General features: G+C 63.3%; 14 protein-coding genes and 1 pseudogene. 9 read left to right on the top strand and 6 right to left on the bottom strand.

Going from position 1 to position 18,696, the window contains the following annotated elements; translation table 11 throughout:
• Positions 1 to 24: 24 nt before the first annotated feature.
• Complete coding sequence (locus tag B0G73_RS28135; protein ID WP_106284516.1) at positions 25 to 1,248, top strand: alanine--glyoxylate aminotransferase family protein; 1,224 nt, start codon at positions 25 to 27, stop codon at positions 1,246 to 1,248.
• 927 nt (positions 1,249 to 2,175) lie between these two features.
• On the top strand, positions 2,176 to 2,628 hold the full coding sequence (locus B0G73_RS28125; RefSeq protein WP_106284452.1) for a hypothetical protein: 453 nt from the start codon (positions 2,176 to 2,178) through the stop codon (positions 2,626 to 2,628).
• A 761-nt stretch (positions 2,629 to 3,389) separates the two neighbouring features.
• Here the strand turns inward: B0G73_RS28125 and B0G73_RS28110 are convergent.
• Positions 3,390 to 4,602, bottom strand: a pseudogene (locus B0G73_RS28110) (MFS transporter).
• 390 nt (positions 4,603 to 4,992) lie between these two features.
• Here B0G73_RS28110 and xdhA point away from each other — a divergent pair.
• From xdhA to xdhC, 3 genes are all read left to right on the top strand, one after another.
• Positions 4,993 to 6,516: a xanthine dehydrogenase small subunit gene (gene xdhA, locus B0G73_RS28105; protein WP_106284450.1), complete on the top strand. Its 1,524-nt coding sequence runs from the start codon at positions 4,993 to 4,995 to the stop codon at positions 6,514 to 6,516.
• 33 nt (positions 6,517 to 6,549) lie between these two features.
• A complete protein-coding gene (gene xdhB / locus B0G73_RS28100) occupies positions 6,550 to 8,916 on the top strand; it encodes a xanthine dehydrogenase molybdopterin binding subunit (protein WP_106284449.1) in 2,367 nt (788 codons plus the stop codon).
• 69 nt (positions 8,917 to 8,985) lie between these two features.
• Positions 8,986 to 9,549, top strand: a complete 564-nt coding sequence (xdhC, locus tag B0G73_RS28095; protein WP_258193599.1) for a xanthine dehydrogenase accessory protein XdhC — start codon at positions 8,986 to 8,988, stop codon at positions 9,547 to 9,549.
• A 70-nt stretch (positions 9,550 to 9,619) separates the two neighbouring features.
• Here the strand turns inward: xdhC and B0G73_RS28090 are convergent, their stop codons facing one another.
• From B0G73_RS28090 to B0G73_RS28080, 3 genes are all read right to left on the bottom strand, one after another.
• Complete coding sequence (locus tag B0G73_RS28090) at positions 9,620 to 10,600, bottom strand: LysR substrate-binding domain-containing protein (RefSeq protein WP_106284447.1); 981 nt, start codon at positions 10,598 to 10,600, stop codon at positions 9,620 to 9,622.
• Positions 10,601 to 10,869: 269 nt separating this feature from the next.
• On the bottom strand, positions 10,870 to 11,520 hold the full coding sequence (locus tag B0G73_RS28085; RefSeq protein ID WP_106284515.1) for a 2-hydroxychromene-2-carboxylate isomerase: 651 nt from the start codon (positions 11,518 to 11,520) through the stop codon (positions 10,870 to 10,872).
• A gap of 93 nt (positions 11,521 to 11,613) precedes the next feature.
• Positions 11,614 to 13,107 (bottom strand): TAXI family TRAP transporter solute-binding subunit, encoded by a 1,494-nt coding sequence (locus B0G73_RS28080; protein WP_106284446.1) that lies wholly within the window; start codon positions 13,105 to 13,107, stop codon positions 11,614 to 11,616.
• A gap of 605 nt (positions 13,108 to 13,712) precedes the next feature.
• Here B0G73_RS28080 and B0G73_RS28075 point away from each other — a divergent pair.
• Complete coding sequence (locus tag B0G73_RS28075; RefSeq protein WP_106284445.1) at positions 13,713 to 14,066, top strand: BON domain-containing protein; 354 nt, start codon at positions 13,713 to 13,715, stop codon at positions 14,064 to 14,066.
• A gap of 250 nt (positions 14,067 to 14,316) precedes the next feature.
• Positions 14,317 to 14,565 carry a hypothetical protein gene (locus tag B0G73_RS28070; RefSeq protein ID WP_106284444.1) on the top strand — a complete coding sequence of 83 codons (249 nt, stop codon included), beginning with the start codon at positions 14,317 to 14,319 and terminating at the stop codon, positions 14,563 to 14,565.
• A 57-nt stretch (positions 14,566 to 14,622) separates the two neighbouring features.
• On the opposite strand, the gene B0G73_RS28065 is transcribed toward B0G73_RS28070, so the two are convergent.
• On the bottom strand, positions 14,623 to 15,411 hold the full coding sequence (locus B0G73_RS28065; protein ID WP_106284443.1) for a sulfite exporter TauE/SafE family protein: 789 nt from the start codon (positions 15,409 to 15,411) through the stop codon (positions 14,623 to 14,625).
• Positions 15,412 to 15,800: 389 nt separating this feature from the next.
• Here B0G73_RS28065 and B0G73_RS28055 point away from each other — a divergent pair, with 389 nt between their 5' ends.
• Complete coding sequence (locus tag B0G73_RS28055; protein ID WP_106284441.1) at positions 15,801 to 16,703, top strand: DMT family transporter; 903 nt, start codon at positions 15,801 to 15,803, stop codon at positions 16,701 to 16,703.
• 52 nt (positions 16,704 to 16,755) lie between these two features.
• Here B0G73_RS28055 and B0G73_RS28050 read toward each other — a convergent pair whose 3' ends face one another.
• Positions 16,756 to 17,403: a LysE family translocator gene (locus B0G73_RS28050; protein WP_106284440.1), complete on the bottom strand. Its 648-nt coding sequence runs from the start codon at positions 17,401 to 17,403 to the stop codon at positions 16,756 to 16,758.
• A 345-nt stretch (positions 17,404 to 17,748) separates the two neighbouring features.
• Here B0G73_RS28050 and B0G73_RS28045 point away from each other — a divergent pair, with 345 nt between their 5' ends.
• A complete protein-coding gene (locus B0G73_RS28045) occupies positions 17,749 to 18,642 on the top strand; it encodes a LysR family transcriptional regulator (RefSeq protein ID WP_106284439.1) in 894 nt (297 codons plus the stop codon).
• Positions 18,643 to 18,696 lie beyond the last annotated feature (54 nt).

Here is an 18,696-nt window from a genome sequence, read left to right as displayed (position 1 = left end):
CCTGACCTTCACGTACCGATCATCATGCCGACTTCATCATTCACCTCCGCATCTTCCGCAGTGCCCTGTCCGGTTGTCGAGTCGCTCGACGCCATTCTTCCCGAAGAGCCGCTCCTGATGATGGGCGCCGGCCCCGTGCCGATTCCCGCGGCGGTGGCCAAGGCCAACGCGATCGTGATCAATCACCTGGGCGGCACGATGGTGAAGGTGATCGGGCAGGTGAAGTCGATGGCGCGCTATGTGTTCCAGACGAACTCGAAATGGGTGCTGGGCGTGGCCGGACCAGGATCGGCCGCGATGGAGATGGCGATTTCGAACCTCGCGTGGGAAGGTACGCGGGTGCTTTCCATCAAGAATGGTTTTTTTAGCGAGCGGATGGCGGAGATGGGGCGGCGCGTTGGTGCGCGGGTTAGTACGCTCAATGTCGCTGATCGCGCGGTGGCAAGTCTTGAGGAGATTGCCGGGGCGATTCGGCGCGAGCGTCCCGAGATCGTAACGGTGGTGCAGGGCGAGACGTCGAATACGGTGTGGAATTATCACCTGAAGGAGATCGCCGCGTTGGCGAAAGCCGCTGGCGCGTTGGTGATCGTCGATGCGGTTTGTACATTGAGTACGATGCCGCTGGAGATGGATGCCTGGGGGATCGATGCGGTGATTACGGGTGGGCAGAAGGGGTTGTCGTCGATTCCTGGGGTGTCGTTGATCGCGTTTTCCGATGCGGCCTGGGCACGGGTGAAAGGGCGCACGGCGCCGAATGCGCATTGGTGTCTTGATGCTTCACTCGCGGAGAATTTTTGGCATAACGCGGGGTATCACTATACGGCGCCTGTTTCTGGCGTTCTGGCTTTGCATGAAGCTTTGAGGCTTGTTTGTGCTGAGACGCTGGAGAAGCGGTTTGCACGGCATTTGAAGTGTTCGTTGGCGCTGCAGGATGGGGTCGCTGCGATGGGGTTGCGGTTGTATGCGCCTGAGGCTTGCCGGTTGAATTCTGTTGTCGGGATCGAGGTGCCTGACGGGTTCAGTCCTGCTGATGTTTGTTCGCATATTTCGCGGATGCATCAGGTTGAGATTTCTGGGTCTTTTGGATTGCCAATCGTTCGTGTTGGGCAGATGGGGGAGCAGTGTCGGGAACATAATTTGTTTCGGACTGTGCATGCGCTTGAGAGGACTATGGTGGATCTTGGGGTTAGGGTTGATTTGCCTGCTGGTGTGGCGGCTTTGGAGAGAGGGTTGTCGGGGGGGAGGTGAGGTCTTGTGCCTTGTGCCCTTGCGTTTCCTGGTCGGCTATTTTGTTCTGTCATCCTGATGGTTTTGGCCTTTCCTTGTATTCTTTGTGGTCTATTAGCGTTGCCCCTGTGCGGGGCGGCACCTACTTTCTTTGCATGCCGCAAAGAAAGTAGGCAAAGAAAGCGGCTTCACACCGCTAGCACATAAGCGGGTCCCCCGCGCAGTCGCGGTAGTGGTACATCTGGAATCTGGGTTCTCGCACATTCGGCGCTTGTGACAAGGCGCTCATACTTTCCGCCTCACGCTCCGCGCTCGTCGGTATGGTCCGCTTTAAACCGTTGGTTTGCTCTGTGCGCGGTGGGGGCCGTCGGCTTCGCCTCGGCGATGCTGCGGCTCACACACTGGCTTTGGTAACGTCTCGTCGGCTGACGGATCTCTCGCATTGCTGGCCGTCGGCGCAGGATGGCGTCGTCAGTTCTTGCCGCGCCTCACGGGCGCTGCGCAGATTTCGCGCTTCGTCAACGGCGCTCTGGCTTCTAGATAGTCGCTATTTCAATCGCTGTTCAGCGGATTTTGTCGGAAGTTTCTTTGGCCTTGTAGTCCTGCATTCTGGCTGTTGTTTGGGAAGGTTCGGAATTGATTCCAGTGCGCGCGTTTTAGCTCGTTCGGGTGATCACTCGCAGACCGACGTGGTTAAACTTGTCCTGTCGTGTGCTTCACGACAAACAGGTTTCGCAGCCTGGTCACATCGAGTCCGTACGTTTGCGCAAGCAACGTGTGCGTCGCCTTTGCACGTCTGGTTCCAACGGGCGGGCCTTGGCGGGGGAGCCTTATGGCTCGCCGGGCAATGGCTCTATGTGACCGGTCTGCGAATCCCGTCTTGTGCCCGCTCACCACCGCGCATGCGCGTGTTGAGCGATCCAGAAAAGTTTTCAGGGAGATCGCGCCATGAGTGGATTCGCCAAGCATTCACGAACCACGTCGCGCCCACCGGTTGACGCACTTCAATACGAAAAACTCGCGCTGTCGGCTTTCGGACTGATTGAACGGCAGATGAGCCAATTGGATAAACTGGCCACGCTTACGGCGTCGATAGTTAGGAATCCGGCTGTTACGAGAGAGGAGAGGCATCGCCAGCGGAAATTGCTCGAGTTGCTGCTCGACACCTGCGAGGACTACCAGCGCGAAGCGGAGATTGACCACGAGTTGTATCAGGTTATCGCGCTGGATGCGAAGGGAGTCGCACAAAGTCGGCTGACGGCGCGGCACGCGTCGGACCTCCTCGCGAATTCCGCGCGAAAGGTCTCGGAAGATCGTGATCGTATCGGAGCAAGAAGGGGCACGCAAAACCGACCCGTCCGCTTCAAAACAACCGCGCGATCAATTGCGCCGGCGCATTGATGTCGGCATCGTTACACGACGCGGCACGACACGACGCGGCACGACATGGCGCGGGACGACATGGCAGGACACGCCGTGGCATGGCACGACACGGCACGACAGGACAGGACAGGACAGGACAGGACAGGACAGGACAGGACAGGACAGGACAGGACAGGACAGGACAGGACAGGACAGGACAGGACAGGACAGGACAGGACAGGACAGGACAGGACATCGCACGACGACCCACGGCGTAGCTAGCGAAGCACGAACGCGCAATCCTTGAGCCTTGGTGGCGAAGCGGGCGGGACAGGACTCGAACCAAGTGCCGTGTTACTTGGAAATGGTCGCATTCCGAGCGCTGATGCCGCTAGACGCGAACGCGCCTATAAAACGAGAAGCCTATATTGGCATTTCGCCGAGGCGAAGCCGACGGCTCCCGCCGGGCACGACCGGAGTCCCTGGTTTAAGGTGGAGGATTCCGGCGAGCGCGGAGCGCGAGGCGGGAAGGATGAGTGCTTTGTCACGAGCGCCGAATGTGCGGGAACACAGATTCCAGATGCACCACTATGGATGCTGCGCGAGAGACCCGCTTATGCGCTGGCGGTGTGAAGCCGCTTTCTTTGCCTACTTTCTTTGCGGCATGCAAAGAAAGTAGGTGCCGCCCCGCACAGGGGCAACGCTAATAGACCACAAACAAATCAAGGAAAGGCCAACACCCGAAGCACGCGCAGCACCCACAGCACACAAAAAAAGAACCCCGGCCGAGCAAACACCCCTCACAACGCCGCAGGCAAATTAGTCACCTTAGCATTCCGAAGATAAAGCAAAGTAGACAACCCCACCCCTGCAGCAGCCGCAACAGCGGCAAAAAGGAAAACCGACCCATACCCAAACTCCCCAGCGATATACCCGGCCAGCGGCCCAGTAATCCCAAGCGAGAGATCCAGAAACACGGAATAAGCCGACAAAGCCGCTCCCCGGCTAGCCGGCGGCACGAGCCCCACAGCCTCGACCCCGAGCGCGGGAAACACCAACGCAAATCCGAACCCGGTCAAAGCCGCGCCGGCGAGCGCGATATGAGGCTCAGGCGCCAGCCACAACATCAACAACCCGGCACACTCAAACGAAAACGAAGCAATCGCGACCCGAAACCCGCCGTAGGTCTTAATCGTATTGGCAAACAACAACCGCGCGCCAATAAACAGCGTCCCGAACACCGTCAACGACAAAGCTGCATTCGGCCAATGCCTGGCCGCATAAAACAGCGTGATAAAAGTAGCGATCGACCCAAACCCAGCCGAACCGAGCGCCAACCCAATCCCGTGCGGCAACACCCGCGTGAACACACTCCGATACGACATGCGCTCGCCATGCACAATCGGCACCGGCGCGATCGGGCGAGCCAGATAAAAACCAAGCGCCGCGAGCAGAACCACCAGAATCCCCAACGCGGCAAACCCAACCGTATGCTCGATCGCCACGCCCAGCGGCGCGCCCACTGCCAGCGCGCCGTACGTCGCGATACCGTTCCACGAGATCACCCGCGCATTGTTGCTGGTGCCGACCCGGCCGATGCCCCACAGAATCGCACCCGTGCCGCACAGACTCTCACCGAAGCCCAACACAAGACGGCTGCAGACCAGAAGCCCAAGACTCACCACCGGCCAGCGCCCGCACAGCACAGCCAGCAGCAACAAAACCCCGCTCGCGCCACAACCCAGCAAACCGATCGTCACAGTCCGCTTCGGCCCCAACGTATCGGCAGAACGGCCGGCGAGCGGCCGCGACGCCAACGTCGCCAGGTATTGCACGCTGATCGCCGCACCCGCCAGCACGGCGCTGTACCCCCGGGTCGTCGTGGACATAGCCCGGCAGCACCGCGAGCGGAATTCCGATCGTCAGATAGCAAAGAAACGTGAAAAAGACGACCGGAATGATCTGCATGGTCGTCGCGAATTCGCTACGAGGTGTCGCTGAGTCGGTGGACATGGGGAAAACGAGACTTGAAATCGGCGGGAAGGCGTGATTTTCCCATGGAACCGATTCTCTTGCAGGACTTGCTTAATAATTCATCCGACGAAAATCCGTCCCGAGACCCATATAGTGGTCCGTTTCCGCGTCGTTCATGCCTAATTTTTGAGCGAAGCTAGCAAATGGGCCCGAGCCAAGCGTGTCCGTTATGCTGTATAAAATACAAAAACAAAGCGAAATATCATTATCACCATAAGCCAACCGCCTCCCAAATTCATCTCGATATCTTTTCGCGGATATGTCCCGCATGCGATCCGAGCTATGGGTTGTATTTATTGACGGTGATAGTTTTCGAACCATCACTGCCGCACGTCCCCACGGACACAGAACATTCGAGAGTAACGAGACATGACTGAGCCGATTCGCTTCTACCACCGCAACGCGATCCGCGAGATCAAGGACGCGCCCGTCACCCGCACCGTCCTGCAATACCTGCGCGAAGACGCGCATTGCACCGGCACCAAGGAAGGCTGTGCCGAAGGCGATTGCGGCGCGTGCACGGTCGTGGTCGGCGAGCGCAACGCGGCGGGCGGCGTCGATTTCAAGGCGGTCAACGCCTGCATCCAGTTCGTGCCGACGCTCGACGGCAAAGCGCTCTACACCGTCGAAGACCTGCGCCAGCCGGACGGCTCGCTGCATCCGGTACAGGAAGCGATGGTGGAGTGCCACGGCTCGCAGTGCGGTTTCTGCACGCCGGGCTTCATCATGTCGATGTGGTCGCTGTACGAAAAGCACGGCCACGAACATAGCTGCGCGAACAAGACCGTGCCGTCGCGCGAGACGATCAGCAACGCGCTGACCGGCAACCTGTGCCGCTGCACAGGCTATCGTCCGATCGTCGACGCCGCCGTGCGCATGTTCGAAGCGCCCGCGCCGAAAGCGCCGGTCAACATCGAAGCGCTGCCGAAGACGCTCGCCACGCTCGAGCGCAACGACACCTTCCGCTATCAGCACGCCGGCCAGCAATTCGACGCGCCGCGCACGGTCGAAGCGCTCGCCAGGATCAAGGAAGCCGCACCGGCCACGCGCATTCTCGCCGGCAGCACCGACATCGGCCTGTGGGTCACCAAGATGATGCGAGATCTGGGTGACATCGTGTATGTCGGGCAGATCGCCGAGTTGCAAAAGCTCGAAACCAACGACGAATGGATCGAGATCGGCGCCGGCGTGAGCGTCGAAAAGGCCTACACGGAAATCATCAAGCAGTACCCGGAACTGTTCGAAATGCAGCAACGTTTCGCGTCGCTGCCGATTCGTAACGCTGGCACGCTCGGCGGCAATATCGCCAACGGTTCGCCGATCGGCGATTCGATGCCCGGCCTGATCGCCCTCGGCGCGCGCGTGATCGTGCGCGGCGGCGAGATCGAGCGTGAAATGCCGCTCGAAGACCTGTACCTCGCGTATCAGAAGAAGGACATGGCGGAGCATGAGTTCGTCGTCGGCCTGAAAGTGCCGTCACGCACCGGCGTGCGTCAGAACCTGCAGTTCCGCTCTTACAAACTCTCGAAGCGTTTCGATTCGGATATCTCGGCCGTATGCGCCGCGTTCTCGTTCATCGCAGACGGCAACCTGATCCGCGAGCCGCGCATCGCGTTCGGCGGCATGGCCGCCACGTCCAAGCGCGCGACGCACGCGGAAGCCGTGCTGCGCGACGCCGAGTGGCACGAAGCCACGGCACAAGCCGCGATGCTCGCGCTCGGCAACGACTACGCGCCGCTGTCGGACATGCGCGCCACCAGCAACTATCGCCTCGAATCGGCGAAGAACACGCTGTACCGCTTCTGGCTCGAAACGCGGCCGAACAATCCGCTGCCCAAGAGCGCGCTGGATGTGCGCGCGGTCGCCGCGGCGTGCGCGCCCGCAGGCGTCTAAGCCGAAGCCCAACGGATACGGAGAACACACACAATGAATCAGCAAGCCGAACCGTTCCTGAAAGACCTCAAGGAGCTCGACGACTTCACCCAGGTCCACGTCTCGCGTCCGCACGAGTCCGCGCATCTGCACGTGAGCGGCCGCGCGACCTACACCGACGACATTCCGACGCTCGCCGGTACGCTGCACGCCGCGCTCGGTTTGTCGTCGAAAGCGCATGCGAAGATCGTCTCGATCTCGCTCGACAAGGTGCGCGCCACGCCGGGCGTGGTCGCGATCTTTACCGCCGACGATATTCCGGGCGTCAACGACGTCGGCCCGATCATCCACGGCGACGATCCGATTCTCGCCGATGGCCTCGTGCAATACATCGGCCAGCCGATCTTTATCGTGGTCGCGACGTCGCATGACACCGCGCGTCTCGCCGCGCGCCGCGCCGAAATCGTCTACGAGGAACTGCCCGCGATTCTCACCGCGCAACAGGCGCGCGCCGCGAACCAGCACGTCCTGCCGCCGATGAAACTCGCGCGCGGTGAAGCGGACACGAAGATCGCTCGCGCCGCGCGTCGCGAAGCCGGTGAAATGCTGCTCGGCGGACAGGAGCAGTTCTATCTGGAAGGCCAGATTTCGTACGCGGTGCCCAAGGACGACGACGGCATGCACGTCTACTGTTCGACGCAGCACCCGACCGAAATGCAGCACATGGTCGCGCACGCATTGGGCGTAGCGTCTCACAACGTGCTGATCGAATGCCGCCGCATGGGCGGCGGCTTCGGCGGCAAGGAATCGCAATCGGGTCTGTTCGCGTGCTGCGCCGCGCTCGCCGCATGGAAGCTGCTGTGCCCGGTGAAACTGCGTCCGGACCGCGACGACGACATGATGGTCACGGGTAAACGTCACGACTTCCACTACACGTATGAAGTCGGCTACGACGACCAGGGTGTGATCGACGGCGTGACGGTCGACATGACCTCGCGCTGCGGGTTTTCCGCCGACCTGTCCGGTCCGGTGATGACGCGCGCGCTGTGCCACTTCGACAACGCGTACTGGCTCTCCGACGTGACGATCGACGGCTTCTGCGGCAAGACCAACACGCAGTCGAATACGGCGTTCCGCGGCTTCGGCGGTCCGCAAGGCGCGTTCGCGATCGAATACATCATGGACAACGTCGCGCGCTCGGTGGGTGAAGACTCGCTCGACGTGCGCCGTCGCAATCTGTACGGCAAGACCGAACGCAACCAGACGCCGTACGGCCAGATCGTCGAAGATAACGTGATCCACGAGTTGATCGACGAACTCGAAGCGACCAGCGAATACCGCGCGCGGCGCGCGGCGATCAACGAGTTCAACGCGAACAACGAAATCCTGAAGAAGGGCATGGCGCTGACGCCGGTCAAGTTCGGCATCGCGTTCAACGTGACCCACTTCAACCAGGCCGGCGCGCTCGTGCACATCTACACCGACGGTTCGGTGCTGGTGAATCACGGCGGCACCGAAATGGGCCAGGGCTTGAACACGAAGGTTGCGCAGGTGGTCGCGCATGAACTGGGCATCGGCTTCAACCGCATTCGCGTCACGGCGACCGACACCAGCAAGATCGCCAACACGTCGGCGACGGCGGCATCCACAGGCTCCGATCTGAACGGCAAGGCCGCGCAGGACGCCGCGCGTCAGTTGCGCGAGCGTCTGTCGGCATTTGCCGCCGAGCGTTTCGGCGCGGGAAATGTGAGCGCGTCGGAAGTGCGTTTCATGCATGACCGAGTGGTGGTCGGCGACGCAATCGTGCCGTTCGAAGAATTGATCGCGAAGGCTTACATCGCGCGTATTCAACTCTGGTCGGACGGTTTCTACGCGACGCCGAAGCTCTACTGGGATCAATCGAAGCTGCAAGGCCGGCCGTTCTACTACTACTCGTACGGCGCGGCCGTGTCTGAAGTGGTGATCGATACGCTGACCGGCGAAATGCGCGTGCTGCGCGCGGACGCATTGCACGACGTGGGCGCTTCGTTGAGTCCGGCGCTCGACGTCGGCCAGGTGGAAGGCGCGTTCATTCAAGGCATGGGTTGGCTCACGACCGAAGAATTGTGGTGGAACGCGAGCGGCAAGCTGATGACGCATGCGCCGTCCACCTACAAGATTCCGACCGTCAACGATACGCCACCCGACTTCCGTGTGCGCCTCTTCAAGAACCGCAATGCGGAGGACAGCATCCATCGTTCGAAGGCAACCGGCGAGCCGCCGCTTCTGCTGCCGTTCTCGGTGTTCTTCGCCGTGCGCGATGCGGTGTCGGCGGTCGGCGGCCATAAGGTCAATCCGCCGCTGAACGCGCCCGCGACCAGCGAGGAAATTCTCAAGGCGGTCGGCGCGGTGCGGGCCGCAACCGTAGCGGCGCGTCAATGAACGTGGCCGTAGCGCAGCAATGAGCGGGGAAAGAAGCACGTGAACAACACACTCACTGGAATGATCGCCATGAACGATTTTTCATCCGTTCAGATCGGCCGACGTAGCGCCGTGCAGATGCCGCGTCCGGCGCCGATGCATATCGTGCTGTTCGGCGCGGGGCACGTCGGGCATGCGCTCATCAAGCTGCTCGGCAGCTTGCCGTGCGTAGTCCAGTGGGTCGACGAGCGCGACGAATTGTTCCCCGACGAAACGCCTGCCAATGTGCAAGTCGAAGCGACCGACACGCCGGACGCGATCGTCGATACCGCGCCGCCCGGCGCCTACTTTCTCGTCATGACACATAACCATGCGCTCGATTTCTCGCTCGCCGCTCGCATCATGCGGCGGCGCGATTTCACCTACTTCGGCATGATCGGTTCGAAGACGAAGCACGTGAAATTCGAGCGTCGTCTGCTCGATCGTGGCGTGGATCTGGACCGGCTGGTGGAGATGACGTGTCCGATCGGCGTGGCCGGTATCGTCGACAAGGCGCCTTCGGCGATCGCCGTGGCGGTGTGCGCGGAGTTGCTGCAGATTCGCACGCGGCAGGTGGCGCAACCCGCGACGCGGCAGCTCTGCGCGAGTGTCTGATGTCTGAGCAATAGATCGGATCAGAACGAGGCGCTCGACCGGCGTCCTTCGAACTGCAAACTCAAAAACGTCAGCCCGTTGCGGCTGACGTTTCTTTTTTGGGCGTCCGCTTCGCACGCCGCACCTTCCGCGCGACCAGCGTATCCGACACTTCAGACATGAGCGTACGCAGCCAGCCGACATCGCTCGGCCGGTCCGGCTGCGGATGCCACAACTGATAGCACTTGATGCGCGGGAACGGAATCGGCACATCGACCACGGCGAGCGGCAACATGTCCGCGTAGTGCATCGCGAAGCGGCGCGTCGTCGTGAAGATCAGATCGGATTGCAGCAGCGTCTGCGGCACCAGCCCGAAGTAGGGCAGCGTGGCGACGATGCGGCGCTCGGCGCGCGCGCGTGCGAAGCCGATGTCGATGGCGCCGCCGCTCGCGCCGCTATATGGCGTTGGCGCGAGATGCGGCGCGGTGAGATACGCTTCGCGCGTCAACGGCATGCGCGTCAACGGATGATCGGCGCGCATCATGCACACCACCGTGTCGGAGAACAGATCGCTGCGCTCGAAACGCGGCTCGGGCTTCGGCCAATTGCCGATCACGAGATCGAGTTCGCCGGCGTCGAGCGCGGCGGAATAATCGAGCAAAGGGCTGAGCGAACCGATCTCGAGCCGCGCATGCGGCGCCGCCTCGCGAAACTGCGCGATCACCGTCGGCATGAAGAAGTCGTTCAGATAGTCCGGCGCGGCCACGCGAAACGTGCGGCGCGAGCGGCCGGGATCGAAGTCGCCGTGCGGCGTCGCGACGAAGTCCACTTCGCGCAGCACGCGTTGGGCGGAAGCCAGCAGCGATTCGCCATATTCGGTCGGCACCATGCCCGACTTGCCGCGCACAAGGATCGGGTCGTTCAGCGTTTCGCGCAGTTTGCGCAGGGCGGTGCTGATGGCAGGCTGGGTCTGATTCAGACGCAATGCGGTCTGCGTGACGCTGCGCTCGACCAGCAGCGTGCGCAGCACGCGCACGAGCCAGATATCGAGGGAAGCGGCGGTGTCGTCCATGGTTTAAGCAAGGCGGGGCAAACGAATCGGATCCGGTGAGGCGCCGCACGCAGCCACCCGCGGGAACCTCGCAAGCGCGCAGCGCCAACGCGCACGGCGCGAAGGTCATAACCTTAGGCCCGTTTGCGGTGTAGCGGCATAGCGGGCCCGGTATGGCCGGCATCAGCAGGGCTGTTTTGCCGAGACAAAGCCGCGCAAGCGAGTCACATCAGCGAGCCACATAAGCGCCGTGCCTTGCGCGTTTTGTCCGCTTTACGTTGACGTATCGCCTACGTTTGAATGTCCGCGAGCCCCGACGGCAGCGAACTGATCCGTTTGACTTCTTTCGATTCGAGCCAGTTCGGCGTGCGCGCGCAGTACAGCACCATGGGCAATGCGTCCTCACCCCAGAACAATTGATCGTTCAGAAAGAAGGTCGGCACGCCGTAGACGCCCAGGCCGATCGCATCCGCCGTATTGCGCTGCAATTGCTCGAGCACCGCTGCGCTTTTGATGATCTCCGGACCGTCGGGCATGCCGACGCGGTCGCACAACTCGGCAAAGGCTACTTCGGTGGACGGATCACGGCCTTCACGCCAGATGAAACGAAAGATCTCGCGCACGAAGTTGACGTCGCCCTTGGCCGCGGTGGCGAGCAGCAACGGCTTCATGGAATCGAAGGGATGCGCCGGCGGCATCTTGTACGGAATGCCGAGTTGCTCCGCGCGAAACAGCGCGTGCCGGTACAGGAAGGTGCGTTTCGAGGGCACCCCATAAGCCGGCCGCTGCCCCCAGTGACGATACAGATCGTTCAGGACGACCGGCGTGAACACGAAGTCGAAGCCCGGCCATTTGTCATGTTGCTCCAGCAACAGGTAGGTAAACGGCGAGACAAAGTCGTAAAACCACAGCGGTTGCCTGGCGTCGATGCCAACGGTCATAAATGTCTCCCGAATTGCCTGTTCCGCACGGTGCGTCTGCTGCACCGTCGGAATTGTAATGATCTTACGCGGTGCAGCCGCGGCTTGCACCCGTCAATATGTTTTGGCGTTGCCTTCGTCGGTGCCGTCGCGCGTTTCGCCGATTTCGGCCGCTTCGTTCGCGGCGGGCGGCGTGGGCGCCGCACCACGCTCGTCCGAATCGTTCTGCGTGCTTTCCGCTGCGTTGGCGGCGTCGTCGCGCTGGGCGTCACGAGCTTGCATGAGCCGCTGGCGAACGAAGCCGATATGCTCGCGCAGCACGTAGAACTGATCCGCATAGGCAAGCGGCATCTTCAGACCGTTGACGGACTCCTCGATCGCGTCGAGCCGCTCGATCAGCGAGGCACGCTCGCTCGGCGAATGATCGCTGAGCGCGCTGCGCTCGATCGCGATCAGCGCGCCATACCAGCGGTAAATGCGCGACTTCACCCGCCATGCATAGAGCGAAGGCACGAGGCGCAAGGCCGGCACCAGCAACACGATCAGCGGCACTACGACTACCAGCAGCCGGTCGGCGAGACTCGCGAGCCAGAACGGCAGGATGCGGTAGAGGAAGCCCTTGCCTGACTTGTAGTAGCGGGCGGCGTCGTCGCTAATCGGGAAATCGTGCGCGCGCGGCGCGGGAAATTCGCCGGCGCGCTGCATGATGTTCGCCTTGCCGTGCACCTCGCGGGCCGCTTCGATCAGCAGATCGGAAAGCGCGGGATGCAGCGAGTCGCGCGCCACCAGCTCAGCGGTCGGCGCCACCATGTGAATCGGCGCGGACGGCAGGTTCTTGCCGAGGTCGAACGCGCCCATCGGCATTTCGAGTTGCGTCAGGTAGGGAAACCGGCGCGTGTAGGCGTCGGCCTGCGAGAAATCGTAGAACTGCACGTTCGGCGTGCGGTACAGCTTGCCCATCACCGCGGGTTGCGCCGAATCGCCGGCGAGGAAGGCTGCGTCGACCTTGCCGGTGACGAGTGCTTCGGCGGCGTCGTCGCCGGAGAGCGGCAGCAGTTTGGTCGCGCCGCCCGGCACGATGCCGTTGGCCTTGAGCAGCGCGAGCGCCAGTTCGCGTGTGCCGCTGCCTTCGGCGCCGACCGCGAGCCGCTCGCCCTTGAACTCGGAAAGCCGAGTGACGGTCGGCCCGTGGTAGAAGATCGCGAGCGGCACATAGGCCACGCTGCCGAGCGACATCAGCCCGTCAGCCGCCGGGCCAGGCGCGACGCCGTCCTGCACGAAGGCGACATCGACGTTCGACTTCGGGTCCGACAGCCGCGTGAGATTCTGCAACGAGCCTTCAGACGGCAGCACGTTCAGCGTGATGCGGTTGCGCGCCAGGATCTCTTTGTACTTTTGCGCCGCGGTCCAGAAGGTGCTGCCTTCGGGGCCGGCGCTGATGGTCAGTGTGCTGGGCGGCGCGGGCTGGATCAGCCGCACGGCGACCCAGATCGCGACGGCGGCGATCAGCAGGATCGGTCCGAACGAGACGGCGAGATCGCGCCAGGAGATCGCGACGAAACGGGCGACGAGACGGGGAGGGCTTTTGCGGCCGGTGGCTGGCTTCATCGGATGACGTGACGGCTACGGTCGAAGGTGAACAAGGGCGGCGCTTTGGCGGTGCGCAAGCCGGGCGAAGCGCTCGCGCCGGCCCGCTTGCCGTGAGTGGCGCGCAAGCCGCGCCGCAGCGCGCGTCGCGCCGATGGTACCTGAGATTGACCGCCCGGCGAAACGCGTGGCGGCAGGCAGCGCCGACAAACCCGTAACAAATCGTGAACGTGGCGTGACAGCCCGCGCGCCTGACGCGATTCGCATCTTACGCGTCTCGAGTATGACTAAACCCGTCTAAACCCTTTGCGCTTCTGGCCCGGCTAGATTAAATTGTGCATCGCTGCCGCGAACGGATGTTTGCGCGGCGCGACCCGGCACGACACACAAGTGAACCGGGCGCGTCGGCGGACCTCGCGGCTTGCCGGTTTTCGTACCGCACTGCATGCCCGCCATCGCGGGCGGCAACGGCAATCGGCCTCTCTCGCCTCTCGCACATCGTGTTACTGCCATAGTCGGCCGTTTGCCGGCCGCGCCTTGTCGCGCGCGCCTGGCATGGCCGCCGGAAGTCGTAACGAAGCCGCTTGTAGATGCGGTCCAATGTGAAGCAAAGGAGAAGAAAAGCTATGAAATCGGTCGGTTTTCTGAAAACGCTGGGTTCGGTTGTGGCAATGGTGGTGGCGTGCAATGTGTACGCTCAGGCAAGCGACGCAACGGCAACCGGCACGATGGCCGCGCCCGCTGCGAGCGCCAAGTCGACCAAGAAGGCGAACAGCCAGCTGGGCCGCAAGGTGCGTAGCGCGCTGGCCAAGACACAAGGTGTCGACGTGTCGAACATCGCCGTGCGTGCTCGTGGCGGCGCGGTGACGCTGACGGGTTCGGTGCCTGACCAAGGCCAGATCGACGCTGCCGGCCAGGCCGCCAAGGGCGTCGCCGGCGTGACGTCGGTGTCGAACAAGCTGACCGTTGTGCAGCAGTAAGCAGGCTGCGGCAACTGGCGCGGACGGCTCGCGCCGTCATGCGCCAGTGTGAGGCAGGCGTGCACCAGGGTTCCGGCAAAAAAACCGGAGCCTTTTTTTATTTTCTCTGGCGATTATTGAAGCGGCGATGATAGGGCTTAGCCGTTTCGAACTGAACGGCGGCACGGCCACGGTCCGTCTGTGCGCTGTGACACACTGCCGACGCACTTCAGAGCGTACTGTGAGGCGTTGGGAACCGGAGTCAAACGCCATGGAAACCCCGCTTTTGCGTTATACCGATCTACCCATCGGCGATCGGGCGGCTTTCGAACTGGTGTGCGCGCGACACGGTTTCGCGCCGGCCCATTTCGACATCAGTGCCTGCGCGGATCCGGGCGATGTGGCGCACGAGCGTCTCGTCACCGTGCGGCGCGGCGGCTGGGCGCAGTCCTATCACGATCATCACGGTCAATGGATCCGGCAGTTCGAGTCCGATCTGACCTGCCGGTTCTTCAAGTAGCCGCGGGACTTTCGCATTGCCGAGCGTCGAATTTGCTCGTTTCGGCGTCAGCCGGTTTCAGGCCAGCACGAGGCGCACGCCGACCAGCGTGAGTGTGGCGGCGAGCAGGTTGCGCAGCAGCGCGTCCGGCGCGCGCGAGGACAGATAGCTGCCGATCGCGATGCCCGGCAGCGATCCCACCAGCAACGACAGCAGCATCGACCAGTCGACCGAACCCAGCAGCCAATGGCCCGCGCCCGCCAGCAGGGTGAGCGGCACCGCGTGCGCGATGTCCGAGCCGACGATGCGCGTGGTGGGCAGCAGCGGATAGAGCAGCAGCAACACCGTCACGCCGATCGCGCCCGCCCCGACCGAAGTCAGCGACACCAGCACGCCGAGCACCGCGCCGGTCAGCATGGTGAGCGCGAGCGTGCGTCCCTGACTTGGCGTGCGCAGTTTGCGCGCGCCGAGTGCCGCGAGTTGCGGACGAAACACCAGCGCCACCGCCGTCACCAGCAATGCCACGCCGAGCACGACCTGGATCAATCGGCTGGCGCCGGGCGTGTCCATCCCGTAACGATGCAGCAGGATCAGCGTGATGGTGGCCGCCGGCACGCTGCCGGCGGCGAGGCGCAGCGTGACCTGCCAGTCGACGGAGCCTTTCAGGCCGTGCACCAGCGTGCCGGTCGCCTTGGTCGCCGCCGCGTACAGCAGGTCGGTGCCGACCGCGGTGGCCGGATGCACGTTGAACAGCAGGACGAGGATCGGCGTCATCAGCGAGCCGCCGCCGACGCCCGTCAATCCGACCAGAAAGCCGACAAACAGGCCGGAGATGGAGTACAGCAGATCGATGTGGGGAAGTGCCATTGAGCGGACCGCTAACGGTCGGGTGGGTTGGACGGGTTATAGGCGGCAAGGCCGGCGCGCCGGCCTTCGACAGTCGATGGAGGGCGGCGGGAGGGCCGCCGCGGCGCGGCGAAAGCCGCTATTGTCGCAAAACCGCTGCGTTTGCGTATGAAGCGATGCGCGTACGGTCGATCAGCGTTGGCATTTCGGGCTGGCTCGCGGCTTTCGCGTGCACGAAGTAATACACCAGCGGCGAGGTACAAGCCTTCTCGGGCGACGAGACAGACGCTTTCGAGGCTGGCAAGTGGCGGCCGGGCGGCCGCCGCGTGCGGCGAGGTGTGAGCCACATTTACATCGCAGTGTTCATTTGTGTTCTAGCTTAGCAACTCATCTCAAGGCACGATCACGCTATGAACACACTGACTTCGCCCCGTCCCTCGCGCTTTGCGCGTCAGCCGCTGTTGGCGGCCGGTGCGGTCGCCTTCACGATTGTGTCGTGGGCGTCCGCGTTTCCATTCATCCGCATCGGCTTGCAAGGCTTGCCGCCTTTGCAGCTGGCGTCGGCGCGATTCGCTACCGCTGCGCTGCTGGTGCTGGCCTGGCTCGCCTACCGGCGCCCGCGCCTGCCGACCTGGCCCGACAGCCTGCGTTTCGCGTTGTGCGGTTTCCTCGGCATCGCGCTCTACAACGCGCTGCTCAATACCGGAGAGAAGACGGTGGCCGCTGGCGCGGCGAGTTTCATCGTCAATACGCTGCCCATTTTTACTGCGCTGCTGGCGGCCGTCATACTCGGCGAGCGTTTCAACCGCTGGGGATGGCTCGGCTCGCTGATAAGCCTCGCGGGTATCGGCGTGATCGCGCGCGGCCAGCCGGGCGGCCTGACGCTCGGCGCGGGCAGCACGCTGATTCTCGGCGCCGCGCTGTGTTCCGCCAGTTACTTCGTGCTGCAACGGCGTCTGATTCCGGTCTACGGCGCGCTGACCTGCACGGCCTACACCTTGCTGGCCGGCGCTCTACTGCTGACGCCCTGGCTGCCGGGCGCGTTGCATTCGCTCGACGGCGCGCCACAGGGCACGCTGCAGGCAGTGCTGGTGCTCGGCGTGTTTCCGGCGGCGCTCGGTTATGCGACGTGGACCTTCGCGCTCGGCCATTTCGGCGCGGCGCGCGCGGCCAATTTTCTCTATCTGACGCCGGCCGTGGCGACAGCGTTGTCCGCGCTGCTGACCGGCGAGCGCCCGGGGCTCGCGACGCTATGTGGTGGGTTGATGGCGATTGCCGGCGTGGTGGTCGTGGCGCTGCGCGGGCGCTCGTAAAACTGAGGCCGCAACCGCAGCGCCAGGGTAAGGCAATGTGTTCCAACGCCGCTCAAAGCGCCCGGCGAATTTCCACGACGCCGAACGCCGCCAGCGTGAACCCGACAACCCGGTCGATGGCCACGCGCAGTTTGCTGCCGATGGCATGGCGCGCGAGCGACACCACGGTCACGAGAAAACACCACCACGCGATCGAGCCGCAAAACACGCCGCCTACCGTGGTCAGCGCAACGCTCGATGAAAACGCGCCGCGCGGGGCGAGCGTCGTGAACAGCGCGGCGAACATGATGACGGTTTGCGGATTGGTCAGCGTGAGCAGCAAGGAACTCGCGTACGCGCGCAGCGCGCCGGCGCGGCCCACTTGCGCGAGTTTGCCGTTGCCTTCGCCGTTGCCGTTCGGCGCATCGGCGGGCGCCTTTTGCAGCAGCGTGCGCACACCCAGATACAACAGGAACAACCCGGCCAGCAGATGCAAGGGCCGGTCGTACGCGAGCATGAATTGCGAGATGCTGACGAGGCCGAGCGCCGCGATCAGACCATAGGCGGCGTCGCCGGTTGCGATGCCGAAACCGATGGCAAGCCCGGCCTGCGGACCGCCGGTCAGCGCGCGGCGGATGCACAGCATGCCCATCGGGCCGACCGGCGCGGCAATCGCGAGGCCGACGCCCGCGGCGGTGAGGAAGAGACTGGTGGTGGACATGGCTATCTCTGGTTGATTGTTCTGGTTCGTGCCGCGATTCGCTTGCTGCGCAAAGGTTCGCGGCCGGCAAGGCCCTCAGGATAGCCAGACCGGAAAAGCCGGGCAAGTGCGGATGGGATTGCAGGTTGAAGCGAGGCGGGTGGTCTAAGCGGCTGCATGGCCAAGTGATCCATGCGCCGGCCCGGCTGAAACGATTCCGGCAGCCTGAGCGAACCGGCCAACTCAAGCGAACCGGCATCCCAGGCACCCCAAGCAACTCCCGCGGTGGATACCCTGGGATGGCCTCGGCCGCGGTCATCGTCGGGCATAATTTTCCCACTTCAAACCGTGGGAGCACGCCCGCTCATGTGGCAGATCGATCAGGTGACCTTGCGCTTGTTCATTGCCGTCTGCGAGGAAGGCACGATCGCGCGCGCGGCCGAGCGCGAGTTCATCGCGCCGTCAGCGGTCAGCAAGCGGCTCGCCGATCTCGAGGCGCTGGTCGACGTCGCGTTGCTGTCGCGCAGCCAGCGCGGCGTGCGCGCGACCGCCGCGGGCGAGGCGCTGCTGCGGCATGCGCGGCTCATCATGCGCGGCCACGAACGCCTGCAGGCCGAACTCAGCGAATACGCAGCCGGCGCGCGCGGCCATGTGCGCGTGCTGGCGAACGTGTCGTCGATGGTCGAGTTTCTGCCCGAGGCGCTCTCGGCGTTTCTGAAAGCGAACCCGCGAATTCGTGTGGACGTCGAAGAGCGCGTGAGCGCGGAGATCGTGCGAGGGCTGGAGGAGGGCGTCGCCGATCTCGGCATTTGCCGCGACGCGGTGCCGCTGGGCAGTCTCGACGTCGTGCCCTATCGCTCCGATCATCTCGCGCTGATCGTGCCGCGCAATCATCCGCTCGCGGGCGAGGCCGCGATCAGCTTCGAGCAGACGCTGGCGTTCGACCACCTCGGACTCTCGTCGAATGCATCGGTGAACGCGCTGATGCAGCGCATCGCGGTGGAGAAGGGCCACGAACTCAACTATCGCACCTACGTGTCGACGTTCGACGCCGCCTATCGTTTCATCCAGGCCGGTCTCGCCGTGGCGATCCTGCCGCGCGAAGCGCTGCCCCGCCATGCCGCCGACGAATACGGCATCATCGCCGTGCCCTTGCGCGAAGCCTGGGCCGAACGGCGCTTCGTGATTTGCATGCGCGACCGCCAGGCGCTAACGCTCGCGGCGTCGCATCTGCTCGATCATCTGTTGAACGCGGTGTGAGCCGAAGCCCGCGGACCCAGCGGCGTCCGCGCATCAAGGCCCTCTGAAAAGCCC

This window comes from Paraburkholderia sp. BL25I1N1 (assembly GCF_003002025.1).
In the GTDB taxonomy this organism is placed as follows: Bacteria; Pseudomonadota; Gammaproteobacteria; order Burkholderiales; family Burkholderiaceae; genus Paraburkholderia.
This window is presented reverse-complemented; position numbering and strand designations above follow the sequence as displayed.